Annotated in this window: 13 protein-coding genes; 3 read left to right on the top strand and 10 right to left on the bottom strand. The window is 38.1% G+C overall.

Features of this window, described 5'->3' with window-relative positions:
* Positions 1-13: 13 nt before the first annotated feature.
* Positions 14-838 (top strand): sulfotransferase domain-containing protein, encoded by an 825-nt coding sequence (locus tag ACTB0Y_RS05090; protein ID WP_463205721.1) that lies wholly within the window; start codon positions 14-16, stop codon positions 836-838.
* 12 nt (positions 839-850) lie between these two features.
* On the opposite strand, the gene ACTB0Y_RS05095 is transcribed toward ACTB0Y_RS05090, so the two are convergent.
* The 4 genes from ACTB0Y_RS05095 to ACTB0Y_RS05110 all read right to left on the bottom strand — a co-directional run bounded on the left by ACTB0Y_RS05095 (position 851) and on the right by ACTB0Y_RS05110 (position 5207).
* Positions 851-1837 carry a polysaccharide deacetylase family protein gene (locus ACTB0Y_RS05095; protein WP_463205722.1) on the bottom strand — a complete coding sequence of 329 codons (987 nt, stop codon included), beginning with the start codon at positions 1835-1837 and terminating at the stop codon, positions 851-853.
* Positions 1838-1878: 41 nt separating this feature from the next.
* Positions 1879-2868, bottom strand: coding sequence for a sulfotransferase (locus tag ACTB0Y_RS05100; protein ID WP_463205723.1), 990 nt, complete (start codon positions 2866-2868; stop codon positions 1879-1881).
* Between the two features lie 38 nt (positions 2869-2906).
* On the bottom strand, positions 2907-4049 hold the full coding sequence (locus tag ACTB0Y_RS05105) for a glycosyltransferase (protein WP_463205724.1): 1143 nt from the start codon (positions 4047-4049) through the stop codon (positions 2907-2909).
* 78 nt (positions 4050-4127) lie between these two features.
* Positions 4128-5207, bottom strand: a complete 1080-nt coding sequence (locus ACTB0Y_RS05110) for a nucleotidyltransferase family protein (protein ID WP_463205725.1) — start codon at positions 5205-5207, stop codon at positions 4128-4130.
* Positions 5208-5434: 227 nt separating this feature from the next.
* Between ACTB0Y_RS05110 and ACTB0Y_RS05115 the strand changes: the two genes are divergently transcribed.
* Positions 5435-7879, top strand: a complete 2445-nt coding sequence (locus ACTB0Y_RS05115) for a YfhO family protein (RefSeq protein WP_463205726.1) — start codon at positions 5435-5437, stop codon at positions 7877-7879.
* A gap of 395 nt (positions 7880-8274) precedes the next feature.
* On the opposite strand, the gene ACTB0Y_RS05120 is transcribed toward ACTB0Y_RS05115, so the two are convergent.
* Genes ACTB0Y_RS05120 through ACTB0Y_RS05135 form a run of 4 tightly spaced genes read right to left on the bottom strand, consistent with a single transcriptional unit; the run spans position 8275 to position 11625 of the window.
* A complete protein-coding gene (locus ACTB0Y_RS05120) occupies positions 8275-9132 on the bottom strand; it encodes an FKBP-type peptidyl-prolyl cis-trans isomerase (protein WP_463205727.1) in 858 nt (285 codons plus the stop codon).
* Between the two features lie 22 nt (positions 9133-9154).
* On the bottom strand, positions 9155-10042 hold the full coding sequence (locus ACTB0Y_RS05125; RefSeq protein ID WP_463205728.1) for an FKBP-type peptidyl-prolyl cis-trans isomerase: 888 nt from the start codon (positions 10040-10042) through the stop codon (positions 9155-9157).
* Between the two features lie 46 nt (positions 10043-10088).
* A complete protein-coding gene (locus tag ACTB0Y_RS05130) occupies positions 10089-10625 on the bottom strand; it encodes an FKBP-type peptidyl-prolyl cis-trans isomerase (protein WP_463205729.1) in 537 nt (178 codons plus the stop codon).
* Positions 10615-11625: a DHH family phosphoesterase gene (locus ACTB0Y_RS05135; protein WP_463205730.1), complete on the bottom strand. Its 1011-nt coding sequence runs from the start codon at positions 11623-11625 to the stop codon at positions 10615-10617. Before ACTB0Y_RS05135 ends, ACTB0Y_RS05130 begins: the two co-directional genes overlap by 11 nt.
* A 199-nt stretch (positions 11626-11824) precedes the next feature.
* Here ACTB0Y_RS05135 and ACTB0Y_RS05140 point away from each other — a divergent pair, with 199 nt between their 5' ends.
* Positions 11825-12040, top strand: coding sequence for a sensor histidine kinase (locus ACTB0Y_RS05140; RefSeq protein WP_463205760.1), 216 nt, complete (start codon positions 11825-11827; stop codon positions 12038-12040).
* Positions 12041-12078: 38 nt separating this feature from the next.
* Here the strand turns inward: ACTB0Y_RS05140 and ACTB0Y_RS05145 are convergent, their stop codons facing one another.
* Positions 12079-12564, bottom strand: coding sequence for a DoxX family membrane protein (locus ACTB0Y_RS05145; RefSeq protein WP_463205731.1), 486 nt, complete (start codon positions 12562-12564; stop codon positions 12079-12081).
* A gap of 78 nt (positions 12565-12642) precedes the next feature.
* On the bottom strand, positions 12643-14100 hold the full coding sequence (locus tag ACTB0Y_RS05150; RefSeq protein WP_463205732.1) for an SDR family oxidoreductase: 1458 nt from the start codon (positions 14098-14100) through the stop codon (positions 12643-12645).
* Between the last annotated feature and the right edge of the window lie 19 nt (positions 14101-14119).

The following is a 14119-nucleotide window of genomic DNA, read 5'->3' on the forward strand; positions in this document are numbered from 1 at the left end:
AAAACTGAACATTATGCAAAATTCATTTGATAAAATACTGATGATCAATGGTACACCAAGATCAGGCACAACCTGGCTCGGGCAAATCATTGATAGTTCACCTGATGTTCGTTATAAATACCAACCCCTTTTCAGCAAATCGTTTAAAGAGCGAATTTCACTCCACTCATCAAAGGAAGATATTTACCGATTTTTTGAAGATGTTTATGATTACAAAGATGACTTTCTCGACCGGGAACAAGAAAAATCAAATAATTTGCATCAACGTTTTGAAGAAAAAGCAGATTTTCCGCATACACTAAGCTTAAAGCATGTGCGCTATCATTATCTATTGCCGCATTTTCTCAAACAAATTGAAAATATTAAAGTTGTTTGCATTGTAAGAAATCCTTGCGCAACATTAAACTCGTGGAGAAAAGCTCCGAAAGAATTCCGCGATATTGATGGTAACTTCGGGGAACAATGGTATTTTGCCCAACAACGCGATCATTTTAACCCGAATGAATATTTTGGCTTCCACAAATGGAAAGAAGCTGTCATGATTTTTTTATCCATAAAAAAATGGTATCCCGAAAAAGTGCACATAATATCTTATGAAGACCTGCACCGCAACACGCTTGAAGAAGTTAAAAAGTTATTTTCCTTTGCCAGTTTGTCCATGACAGAGCAGACGACAAATTTTTTGAATAAATCACTTGAGGAACATAACGACGACGAGTATAGTGTATTCAAAGGTAAGAAAAGAACAGATGACTGGAAAAATGAACTGGATCAGGAGATCATTGACCGGGTTAGGTATGAATTAAAAGCCACACCTTTCGAACAATTTTTAAAGTAACATACCAATAAACTATTTCATTAAATCCATTCCCATTCGGGCGAATGCTTTGTTAATGAAAAATGCTGTTGAAGCAAAAGTAGTATTTGTAGGAACGCCATACCGGTTCATTATTTGCCTGTCCCGATAGTCTGATTCATTTTTGTAATTGACTGCAAACTGCATATGGTAACCCGCCTCCGTAGCTATATTTTTTACTTTTTCATTATAATCGCCATAAGGAAAAGCAACTGTCTTAATCGTTTGGCCGGTTAGTTTTCCAATATCATCAGCTGATTGAAACAATTCATACCTTAATGCTTCTTCCTCCAATTGGCTCAACGTTAAGTGTCTTTGCCCATGTGATCCTATCTGCGTATAGTCTGAGGTCGACATTTCTTTAATTTCTTGCGCATCGAGTAACATCCATCCTTCTTTTGGAGTATTGCTGAGTTTTTCGGCCAATTTGAAATGCTTCAGCACATAATCTGTAAATTCCTCAGTTGCCTTACCGTTGCTTTGCAGGTATTTTAAAATAGCTGATTTACTATTTAATTCTGTTCCTTTAAAGGAGGAAATATCGGGTTCCTGATAGAAATGATACAAGGCATTGAATAATACGGACCAAAGCGTCCGAACCTTCATATCACCAACACATACCCCTGATATATAAAATGTTGCAGGTGCCTTATAATGCTCTAAAATTGGTAAAACTGAATGCAGGTTATTCTTAAACCCATCATCAAAAGAAATAGTAACGGATTGGCGTTTGGGTGCTGTATGGTTTTTATAATGGTTAAAAGCTTCTTCTGTAGGAATGATATCGAAATGTTTCCGCAAATATTTAATTTGTTTTTTAAAAAGGCCGACAGGTGTATGTGCAGCTCTGAAAAAATCACCATCATGCTCATAAACCCCATGATACATCAGGTTTAAAATATGATTTTTTGTTCCTGCTTTGGCCCATTTTTCCAAACCTAAACCAACAATGGCCGGAAAAACCAGATGTCTTCCAACCATTTTTAAAGGGCTTTTATTGCTTTTTGCCATAAACTTTTATGCTATTTTATCCGGTACAAATCCAGTTGGTTCTGAATATTATCGTATGCTTTCTGATTATTTGTTATTTCATCTTTTATTTGCTGAATTTCTTCATCAGAAAGTAATGTTTTCCATTTATCAAGCGGATTACCCGTGGTAGTTGTATTTTTAAATTTCATCTCCTGTTCGCAAATTTCTCTTACGGCCTCATCGTGTTTGGGTTTTAAGTTTAAAAACCGAAAAACATTTTCTAATACCTTTTCCTGATTTTTAACAAGATCTTCATAAGAAACTATTAACCGTTGCTCTCCCGGCACATGCTGAATCTCTTGTACAGCAAGATTATTTAACCGCAGCCACATTTGGGGTATTACCTTAAAATTGCCCGGATACGCTTTATCAGAATGATGTTGATCAGTTTTTTTGATTCGTGTCCAACAACCCTTAGGGTTATCCGGCACATAATTATACATGCCCCGGGCTTTATAATCCGTATCAAAATGATATTTTTGACTTGATGATTGTCCATAAATATCACGAATGATCAATATAATTTTTGAACCTGAGAATAACCCATTGACATACCCAATTTTATTCATTAAATGAGTTGACTTATTCATTGGAATTATATTTTCCCAATCGTATTTTATGCGTCCAATCTTGCGTTTCTGATACCAGTATGCCCTCATCATGCTACGCTTAAACGACTTGCTTTCATTAACATACCGATCAAAATAATTGGTCATTTGATACGTATAATAACTACTGGCATCAACTTTACTTTTATGCTCACAAATACCCACACAACTTGCTCCGCCATTTTTTGTCCAAACATGATTTAGTTCATCTCCAATTTTAAGCAACTGTGGGTGTTCTGACAGTTTATTTACCAACAAAGTTGTTCCACTGCGCATTGTGCCAGTAATAAAAAGCGGCATTTCAACAATTTGAGGAGGTAACTCTCCTTCAGTACCTAATAGTTTTTGCAACCCTGGAATTTTTTTTATCATATTTTCTGTATTCGGGGTAAAGTCTTATAAAAATAAAGTTAAAACTCGTATAGAGCTGCCCATTCTTTAATTTTTTCGCTCCATAATGAATCCTTTTCTATAATTTCCTTATTCTTTTTCTTATCAATCTGATACTTTTCCTTATTTTTAATGATGTTGTTCAATAATCTCGGTAGTTGCTCCAGCCTATCAACCTTGTAATAATCAGCCCCTTGCTGTTTTAATATTTCGTAGGGCAACCAACTACCGGTTATAACCATATTACCTGCATAAATATTTTCCTTTAATGTACGCGACAACTGATCAGATAATGGAAGTGAAATAAATATATCTGTAATAAGTCGTAAGGCTGCCAAATCCTCAATGGGAAGAAAGTTATTAAGGATGCGATAAATAAACGCCCGATCTGCTAAATGTTTTTTTATCTCAGTAATGATATAGTCTTTCTGATTTCCATAGGTTAACGGGAAAACCAAAACGATATCTTTTTTTAATTCCGGTTCAATTTTATCGATTTGCTTTAAAATTTCTATATGCTGATGTACCATATTCCCCGAATAGCCCACCACAACTACTTTTTTGTCTAAAGGTAAATCAAAAGCTTTCTTCAGGCTTTCTACTTCACTTTTTCCGGCAAGTTCATCTATCACTGATAAGTTATTGTTGCCAAACCTGATGACGCGCTTCTTACTACTATCGAGGGTTTTATAATATTTAAATACATCTTCTACTGTTTGAGGATTTGTAGTTGTTATTAAATCAGCCTTTTGCAACACTTTTCCCTTAAGCTTTTTCATCCAGGATTTATTCCTGTAGAAATCTGATCCAAAAATTGTGACTACGAATCTGTTCGTATTTTTTTTAATAAAACTGATGAAAAAAATATAAATGACATGTAGAAAGAAAACGTGTATTACATCAAATTTTTGCTTACGAACACTCTTTTTAAGTATGCTGTAGTTTTTAAAAATCTGTAATAAAACGCTCCGTTTACTCCCCTTAAAAACACTTGTTATTTTCGGATTATCATTCAAAATCCCCGGTGTATATTTCAAAACCTCCTCTTGTTGTCCAAAAGGATTATAGAAATAAACACCAATATTTTTCTCATGTTTAAAAAGTTCGTCGAGTAAGTCGCGAATGAAATCACTCCCGGGAATACCTAATATAAGTATGTTCATCCGTTTATAATTTTGATTTTTCCTGGTTTGGCCGTTTGCCACAAAAAATACTAATTCTTTATGTCAATAATTACCATTTCAATCTGACAAACTATCTAATCCTTTAATATAATCGTTCCATTGTCCAATATCTACCCATGATTTTTCACTTACCGGAAATACACCTACTTTACGTTTTTGGCTCCTCACCTTTTCTATCAGTTCCGTAATATGGTAAAACGTATTCTCGGGGATTTCTTGCAAAAGATGCGGTTCTAAGACGTACATGCCCGTATTGACCATAAATGTAAGTTCGGGTTTCTCCTGTATTTCCGTCAATAATCCATCTTTGGCCGTTTTCAGCGTTCCATATGGAATAGGGTAATGCTTTAAGCCTCCCACGATGGTAAGTTCATTATTATTATTTTTATGATAGTCAAATACCTCGGCATAATCCTGATCGATAAGTATATCGCAATTTGACACAAAAAAGGTTTCTTTTATTTTATCTTTTAAATAAAAAAGGCTGCCAGCAGTACCTAAAAATTCTTCCTCTATGATATATTCTACATCGTACGGTCGCTTATCAATGCTATTAAAATATTGTTTAATAAGCTCATATTTATAATTTACCGTTAAATAAAAATCTTTTATACCAACTTTATTAAAACGATTAACTATTTTTTCAATTATTGGCTTCTCACCAACAGGTACCAGGGCTTTCGGGATGACATTAGTTAGTGGCTTTAACCTGGTGCCTTTGCCTCCAGCCATAATAACCACAGGAGCGTCAACATTTCTGGGTGTTAGCCCTGCCGCGAGGCCGGCGATCTCATCTCCGAAGTGTATTTTTACAATATCTCCGGCTTGATTTACTACAGGCATAAATTCAACCTTTTTCTCAAGCATGAGCTTTTTTATTGCATCAAAACTATCATTTTCATGCGCTACGTTTACTTTATGCTTTGGCCTCAGAATATTAGCAATGGGCGTCTGAATTGGTTTGCCTTTAATTAGTGCACGCTGGATATCACCAATACTAAGCATACTGAAGTATTTGGATTCTTTCAATACAATTAATAGTTTGGTTTTAGCGGTATCCATCTGCTTGATTGCAGCAAGCATGCTCTGCGAAAAATCAATAGACAAGCCGGAAACGTTAGGATGTGGTTGTTTCATTATGTATGTTTTACGAAAATTCGTTTCGAATCAATATTTAAAATGGATGCATCTATCCAATACAAAATAACCCTCGAAAAACTACAAAGATAAATGCAAAAGCCCAAATACAATCCTAAAATTCATATTTCGCAAAAATTGCTTAAATCTTATTTTAATGGATTTGTGGATATTTCATAAAAAAAATGTATGTTCGTTTGCGAAAATACAAACAAAACAGCAGACAAATGGAAAAGCAAAACATGCAGGATATTTTAAAAAAAATCTTTCCGCACGCGGTAGCCGTAGTATTATTTCTATTAATCTCCTACGCATACTTTTCACCCCAGCTCGAAGGAAAAAAACTACAAGCTGGTGATGTGGCCAATTATAAAGGAGCAGCAAAAGAAATATTAGATTATCGTGCCGAGACAGGTGAAGAAGCATTGTGGACCAACAGAATGTTTGGCGGTATGCCTGCCTACCTTATTTCTGTAAAAGTCAGAACCAACGTCTTTTTATACATTAATAAACTGTTACAAATTGGCGAAAGACCAGCCAGCTATTTGTTTGTCTGCCTGCTTGGGTTTTATATTGCCTTGCTACTTTTTGGCGTAAATCCATGGCTCAGCATAGCGGGTGCCATTGCCTATGGTTTCTCCTCCTATTTCTTTATAATTCTGGGAGCCGGCCACATGACTAAAGCCGTGGCGCTTACCTACATGCCTGCCGTTATAGCAGGGGTTTACAGCACATACCGAAAAAAAATGTGGCTCGGAGCTGCCGTTACAGCGCTGTTCCTTGGATTACAAATAAAAGCTGCCCACCCGCAAATCACCTACTACACAGGTATGGTAGTGCTCATTTTTGTAATTTTTGAATTTATATCTGCGCTCAAAAAGCAACAAATTGTTGATTATTTAAAAAAATCTGCCCTGTTGCTTGGTGTAGCTGTATTGGCGCTGGGTAGCGATATACCACACTTGTGGATGACCTATGAATATGGCGAATATTCCATTCGTGGTGAGTCTGAACTATCTGACAAAACGGGTAATAAAACAGCTGGCCTTGATAAAGATTACATCACAGCATGGTCATACGGCATTGATGAAACACTCACCGTACTGATACCCAATTTCATGGGCGGATCATCTCATGGAAGTCTCGATAAAGACTCTGAAACTTATAAATGGCTAAAGACCAGGACCAGTCCGGCACAGGCTAAGCAATATATAAATGCCCTGCCCATGTATTTTGGCGAACAGCCTTTTACTTCCGGGCCGGTTTATTTTGGTGCTGTAGTTATGTTGCTCTTTGTTTTCTCCTTGTTTGTATTGCGAGGGCCGATAAAATGGTGGCTCGTTATTGCCACACTTTTGGCGCTGTTTTTAGCCTGGGGTAGACACTTCATGTTTTTCACAGAGTTGTTTCTCGATTATTTCCCGGGGTACAACAAATTTAGAACCGTGAGTATGACGCTGGTTATAGCGCAAGTAACTGTGCCATTGATGGGATTGCTTGCAATTAAAAAGATTATGGATGAAAAAATCAGCAAGGAAAAAATAATCACCTGGCTCAAAAATTCACTGTACATTGTGGGTGGCATTGCCCTGCTTTTTACAATATTCCCGGGATTACTTACAGACTTTAACAATCCGGCTGATCAACAATCTTTGCAAAATCAAGCATTCATAGATGCCATAGAGGCCGATCGTAAAAACCTCTTAAGAAGCGATGCCTTTAGGTCGTTAATTTTCATTCTACTTACATCCGTTGTGCTGTGGGCGTTTGTAACCGATAAGCTCAAAAGGAGTTACTTCTTTGCTGCGTTAGGTTTATTGTTTATAGCAGACATGTGGCCTGTAAACAAACGATATATCAATAGTGAAAACTTTGTGAAAGCCCGCGAGATTAAGCAACCATACAAGCCTACAACGGCTGACCAACAAATACTACAAGACAATAGCCTGCATTACCGGGTTTTCAATACAACCGCAAGACTCGATCAGGATGCCCGCACCTCATATTTTCACAATAGTTTAGGTGGTTATCATGGTGCCAAAATGCAACGATACCAGGAAATGATAGACCGGCATATTGGACAGGGTAATATGCCAGTGATAAACATGTTGAACACTAAATATTTTATTACTTCCAAGAACAATCAGCAGGTAGCACAACGAAACCCTGGAGCATTAGGCAATGCCTGGTTTGTTAATAATGTAAAACTGGTAAAAAATGCCGATGCAGAAATTGCATCCCTCAACGAGTTTGAACCAGCAAAAACGGCTATTGTAGACCAACGCTTTAGCAACCACGTAGAAGACACTTATGCTACGGATTCAATGGCGTATATAAATCTTACGAGCTATAGTCCTAAAAAGCTTGAGTACAAAGCTAAAACAGACACAAAACAGCTTGCGGTATTCTCTGAAATATACTATCCTGCCGGATGGGAAGCCAGCATCGATGGCAAACCGGCAAAACACATACGGGTTAATTACATATTACGTGCTATGGAAATACCTGCAGGCGAACATGTTATTACATTTGAGTTTAAGCCAAAGGCCTATTATGCAGGTCGCAACATTTCGCTGGCCAGTTCAATAATTCTTGTACTTTTTGTTTTGGGTGTGTTTGGAATGGAAATTCGTTGCTATTTCAGAAAGGAAGAAAAGCCGGAAGAAGAATAGAAAAACCCATAAATAAAAGAGCCGGAGCTGTATAACTACAGGTCCGGCTCATATTTTATAGGCCTTAGGTATTCTATTTGTTGTTTTCCTGCTCCTTCTGCTGCATTAGTTTCCGGTGAAGCTCCTCTTTTTCTTTGTTTGAAAGTTTTTTAGACGTTTTCATTTGAACCGTTTTTATTGTGCGGTCAATCATTTCAATTTGTTGGTCGTAGCGTCTGCAAAATATACAAAGAAATGAAATACCAACGATAAGGCTTTTAACACATACCATGTGCAGCATAAAAGCTTTTGGATTTCATTTTATGCGGCCTCCGACAGGTGAAATAGCGTTGCGATACACTAATTAGTGTTTGTCCATTGAAATAAAATTTGTACGCGGATTAATGCATTAATTGTCACTTCACTTTTTGAAGTTCTACATCAAAAACAAGCGTTGTGAATGGGGCAATATTTGCACTGGACAATCCCTCCGCACCATAAGCCAACGGCGAAGGAATTAGAATTGTGGCCTTCCCTCCTTCTTTCATCTCCTGTACTCCTTTTTCCAGGCCTTCAATGACCTGATTATTTCCAATGGTAAACGTAAATGGTTCTCCTCGCTCGTAGGAATTATCGAAAGGACTGCCATCGACAAAATAGCCAAAATAATCAACGGTAACTTTATCTCCGGGTTTAGGCGATGGGCCATTACCTTCATGCAATGATTTCACGTAAAATGTATTGAGATGTATGGAATCTTCTATACCCAATCCTTTGGCAAAATGTTTCAGGGCAATTAATTCACGTTTTTGGCCACTTATCTGATTAAGCTGTCGTTCTCTTGCTACCTGATCGAGATCTTTAATATCCGCCATACGTATATCGAAGCGTAGCTTGTCTCCCTTTTGAATAAAATCAGGAACCGTTTCTTCTTCATCGTAGCGGTAGTAATTCAGCGCATCAATAAAAAAAGCCATTGAATCACCTTCGTGCATAAATTTCAGCGCGTCATTGATACCACCTTTATATTGAGATTTCTCTACTTGCACACGAAAGAAATCGGCACTCTTAAGCACACTGTCGTTTGGTGCTTTTATAGATATACTTAGTTTCACAATATCACCGTCCCGCGGGGATAAACCCACTTCAGAACGGTCGATAAACAAATAATCAAATCCTTTATTATGAGACTCGAACTCTTGATTTTTTCCACCACATCCCATCATTAGAGCTGTTAATGTAATAACCGCTAACGCATTAATAAAACGCTTCATTGCTTCTAAACTTTTTTAAAAATTAAACTTGTTCTTCACGCGAACGAACCTGAATTAATTCCAGTTCGTAAATAACAGAAGTAAAAGGAGGCACAATGCCGGTGCTTGAACCATCAGTTCCCCAGGCCAGGTCAGAAGGTAAAATTATAAGTGCTTTTTCCCCTTCCCGCATCATTCCAATGGCCTCTTCCATTCCTTCAATAACTTGCCATTCGGTACCGAATACAAATTCAAATGGTTGGTTTCTTTTTACAGTAGAATCAAAAAATTCACCATTCAAAAATTTTCCTTCATAATTAACGGTAACAATATCTCCTTTTTGAACTGTTTCCCCTCTGGTTTGAGTAAGTGGAATAAAATACATACCACTCGCTGTCGGCTTAATATCTATTTTTTGCTCTTCAATAAAATGGCGCAGTACGGTTTGCTCATATTCGCCAAAATCTTCAATCCAGGCCAGGAACTCTTCTTTCTCTCTCTTATATTCCTTAGCTGACCGAATCATACGCATCCTGATTCCTACCTTCATACTGCTGTTTTCCGGAATAAAAGAAGGAAGTTTCGCATCAAGTGTTTTCTTAAAAAGTTTATCTGCACTTATAATAAAACTGGCGCTGTCGTTCTCTGCCAGCATCATAAAACACTGTTCAATACTTCCTTCGAATTCAGATTGTGCCAGTTGGAAAGTTCGTTTACCCTGAAAAAAGATACTATCATCCATAGTCTGGTAAGCTATATCGGCGGTTATGTAATCGCCTGCTTCAGGTTTATGTCTGTCATCACCAAACATAAACAACCTGTAATAGATTTTACCATCTTTTGCCTGACTATAATCCGGGTATGGACTCGAATTACAGGCCATTAGAAACAATAAAAGAATATAGATAACCCCTGACTTCATTACTTTCATTTCTGCAATATAGGAACAAAAATAGGTATTTTCAGATTGCGTTCAACTATTTTTCCAAAGATTTTAGCCGCACCTCGTAGATGATGGTAGATCTCGGAGGTATACGCTTTTGATCGCCCAACAGATGATGTGCCATGTAAGGAGGCATAATAAACCGCGCACTATCACCCTGATGCATCAATAATACACCTTCTTCGAGACCTCTTACAACACCACCTTTGCTAATTCTGAATTTCAGTGGACCCGTTGAATCGGAGCTATAAGCCAGTTCTCCATTAAGCAACCTCACTTTGTAATCTAACTTGGCAATTAGATTGGGTTTGGCTTTCTGGCCCCGGCCCTTCTCAATAATCTCATACCAAAGACCTGTGCCGGTAACATTCATGTTCCAGCTATTGGCTCGTATTACACCCACAATTCTTGTAGAATCTTTGGCAATTAAGCCCTTGTTGGCTTCAATTAATTTTTTATTGTACTCTTTCCGCATAATTTGTTCTGTCTGCCTTTTCTCGTGATAATTATTTTTGCATGATAAAAATGCAAATAAAAGGAAGGCTCCCATTACAATATATCTAAAACTCATGGTAGTGTGATTTTACTTTTTCTTCAAATTCTTTTAAAGTATCGTTCAGGTTTTTATAGGATTTACCTCCTGCTGCATTGAGATGTCCGCCACCATTAAAAAAACTATTCGAGAACTTATTGGCAGCAAAATCTCCTTTAGACCTGAAGGATATTTTAACATAGTCGTCTTTTTCAATAAAAATTGCAGTGAATTTAACATTTGCAATCGACAGTGGATAATTGACAAACCCTTCAGTATCTCCGGGCTTGAAGTCAAAATCTTTTAAATCCTTCTGCGTAAGGTATGTATATGCTGTATGATATTCAGGAATAATTTCCATGCGGTTGGCCAGCATATGACCTAATAATTTCATACGGCTGGCATTGAATTGTTGAAAAACCAAATCGGTGATACGATCTTTATCAAAACCGATCTCAAGCAGTTCAGCCACAGCTCTAAATGTGCCAGGTGATGATGAGTTGTATGCAAAGGACCCTGTATCAGTTGCGATGCCGGTATAAATACATTCTGCCATTTCCCGGGTTTGTGGCAGGTTACCGCTGCGTTTTAATATCCAGAAAAGCAATTCGCATGTACTGCTGTATGATGTGCTTGCAATTTGTAAGCCTTGGTATGTTTTAACCTGCGGATGATGGTCAAGTACCAACACCGGCAGCGGCGGGTTTTCGAGGATGTATGAAAGGTGGTCCATGCGGCCGGGTTCATTAAAATCAAGGCACACTATAAGGTCGGCTGTTTTAATGTAAGCATCCAACGTTTTCTTTGTTGCATTGGCTTTTATTGCATTAGTTCCCGGCATCCATGCCAGTGAGCCGGGCACTTCATTGGCAATAAAAATCTCTGATGCAATCTGTCTGTTTCGGAGCACCATCTGAAAGGTTGATGCGCTACCCAATGCATCCCCGTCGGGATTCATATGTGTAAAAATGGCAACCTTTTGCGATTCCGACAGCAGTTTATTGAAAGCGTCAATATTATTTTTGATTGTTTTCTCCACGATTATTTTTTCTATAATACTAAACAAATTCGGAAACATCAAATATAAAAACATTTGCTCAGCTTTGAAACGAGTGGCAATCTTTTCACGCTTATCTTTATAACAATTTTCCTCAGTCAATGAGCAAATCAACTACCTGTATAAATTCTTCAAACCCCGGTGTTCAATAAAAGGTATTGAATTAAATCTAAATAATGGACTGCCGGATGAGTCGGCTTACGTATTTTCCGATAAAGAAAAAGTATGTGCTATTCTGATAAACCTGATCAAAAATGCCATTAAGTTTACCGATTCCGGTAAAATTGAATTTGGTTATCGTGATTTCAGCGACCCTGCTGAGTTTTATGTACAAGATACAGGAACAGGAATTCCTGCAGCACGCCAACAAGCAATTTTCGAACGTTTTGCGAAGTAATGTTGCTAAATATCAGCTACATACTTTATCAACATTTTTCACTGGCTCTCTTTTTCAGCCTGCAAACGGCCACCACGTACGGTTGCACCTAAGGCAATTCCTGCACTTACTACAACAAGGTTCTTAATGATATACTGACCCTCAAATGTTAATCCAAAGGGAAAAACCGTGAACACCTGATCAGGAAATAAAAAAACAGGAGTAAATGTGCCAATCATTTGTAAATAGAGCAATAAAAGGGTTTCCCGCAGAAAGATATTAAAAAGTAAACCAATACCAATTAAAACTTCCCAAACGGCCAGTCCATAAAGGATTAATTTTTCGGGCAATAAACCGAATGAAATTACATCAATGGTTTGCACAGCAATACCTTGCGCGGGACTCAGCCCTTCGAAAAACTTTAAGGCACCAAACCAAAAGAAAATTATGCCAATGCTAATTCTGAGTAATTTAATACCCTGATTGGCCATCCAGTAAGTTACCCGTTTATCTATTTTTTCGAAAGTATTTCCTCTTAAATTCATATTTTTAAAGTCTTAAATTCGACAATCATCCATCAACCACTATAACCTGCCCGGTGATGAAACGTGAACAATCGCTAATTAAATTATATGCCGTACTAAATTTCTAATCATTCCATTAAAAACAAACAAGTGAAAAGGCCATACAGCATACCAATAGATCCGCCCCCAAACGCCTCTGGGTCTGAAGGTAGCAGTTTGATATAAAACTGTTTTTTCATTGCTTTGTTTAATTCTATATTCCAGCCAGGCTTCACCAGGGAGTTTCATTTCTGCATACAATAAAAGTCGTGAGCGATCTTTAGCAGCATAAATTACCCGCCAAAAATCAAGAGCTTCGCCTGTTTTAATAATATCGGGATTGGCTCGTCCACGCCTGAGTCCCACTCCACCTACTAATTTGTCCAGAAAACCACGAAACCCCCATAGCCACGTAGCATAGTACCATCCGTGGTTCCCGCCTATGCGCCAAATATTTCTTTTTACGCTATCTTCTCTGCCAGTTATATCTGCATGCTTTTCATCTTTGAAACAACCGTAGGTTGGCACTTCAATATATTCATCGAGATGTGCATCGGAAAACTGGTCGTTAACGGCATCTTTCCAGCTGGACAAGACCATATTTTGGGCAATTCGTTCGAATGCCAACTCCACAGCCTCATCGTAATGAATTAAATTAATGGGCACCAATTCGCGAATGGCATTTTCCTGACACACCACATCAACTTTAAGACTATCGACCAAATTTACAGCGAGCTTATAAGAAGTTGCCGTTACAAAATACAGCCAATAGGAGGACAAGCGCGGGGTCATAACCGGAACAGAAATAATATACCGTTTCAGCTTACGCACTTTGGCAAATTTGTACAACATCTGCCGGTAGGTTAGCACATCAGGACCGCCAACATCGAAAGTTCGATTGTAGGTTGACGATAACCCAACTACACCTGTAAGATATTCCACAATATTTCGAACGGCAATCGGCTGGATTTCACTTTTCAGCCATCTGGGTGCCACCATGATGGGTAATTTTTCAACCAGGTCGCGCATAATTTCAAACGAAGCGCTTCCTGAACCCACAATTATGGCTGCTCTGAGCACTGTCAATGCAGCCTTCGCATTGGATAGAATCTGCTCTACATTTTGCCTTGAGGCCAAATGCTCGCTAAGCTTATCTTCATTGCCAAGGCCACTCAAATAGATGATTTGCCTGGCTTGGGTTTGATCGAGCAACTGAATAAAATTTGTAGCGGATGTGGCTTCCATTTCATAAAATTTCCGGATACTACTGCTCATCGAATGCACCAGGTAATAGGCCACATCAATCTCATCAGGAAATGATAAATCAGCATCTGGGTTTAATAAATCAGCTTCCACAACGCGGATTTCGCTCAAAATGTGGTCTGCCAGGTTCAACCGGTTTTTATCCCGGGTCATTGCAAAAACGGTGTGCCCCTGGTCAAGTAGTACAGGGATCAAACGTTTCCCAATATAGCCAGTAGCGCCGGTTACGAGAATATTTAATTTACCTTCTTTCATAAATAGCTATCATTTAACT

Source organism: Salinivirga sp., from assembly GCF_055145285.1.

Bases quoted from the DNA above. Each gene is read 5' to 3' on its own strand.
- ACTB0Y_RS05110 (WP_463205725.1), bottom strand. From the start codon at position 5,207: ATGAAACAACCACATCCTAACGTTTCCGGCTTGTCTATTGATTTTTCG.
- ACTB0Y_RS05130 (WP_463205729.1), bottom strand. From the start codon at position 10,625: ATGAGTTTTAGATATATTGTAATGGGAGCCTTCCTTTTATTTGCATTT.
- ACTB0Y_RS05105 (WP_463205724.1), bottom strand. From the start codon at position 4,049: ATGAACATACTTATATTAGGTATTCCCGGGAGTGATTTCATTCGCGAC.
- ACTB0Y_RS05150 (WP_463205732.1), bottom strand. From the start codon at position 14,100: ATGAAAGAAGGTAAATTAAATATTCTCGTAACCGGCGCTACTGGCTAT.
- ACTB0Y_RS05090 (WP_463205721.1), top strand. From the start codon at position 14: ATGCAAAATTCATTTGATAAAATACTGATGATCAATGGTACACCAAGA.
- ACTB0Y_RS05115 (WP_463205726.1), top strand. From the start codon at position 5,435: ATGGAAAAGCAAAACATGCAGGATATTTTAAAAAAAATCTTTCCGCAC.
- ACTB0Y_RS05120 (WP_463205727.1), bottom strand. From the start codon at position 9,132: ATGAAGCGTTTTATTAATGCGTTAGCGGTTATTACATTAACAGCTCTA.
- ACTB0Y_RS05095 (WP_463205722.1), bottom strand. From the start codon at position 1,837: ATGGTTGGAAGACATCTGGTTTTTCCGGCCATTGTTGGTTTAGGTTTG.
- ACTB0Y_RS05125 (WP_463205728.1), bottom strand. From the start codon at position 10,042: ATGAAAGTAATGAAGTCAGGGGTTATCTATATTCTTTTATTGTTTCTA.
- ACTB0Y_RS05145 (WP_463205731.1), bottom strand. From the start codon at position 12,564: ATGAATTTAAGAGGAAATACTTTCGAAAAAATAGATAAACGGGTAACT.
- ACTB0Y_RS05100 (WP_463205723.1), bottom strand. From the start codon at position 2,868: ATGATAAAAAAAATTCCAGGGTTGCAAAAACTATTAGGTACTGAAGGA.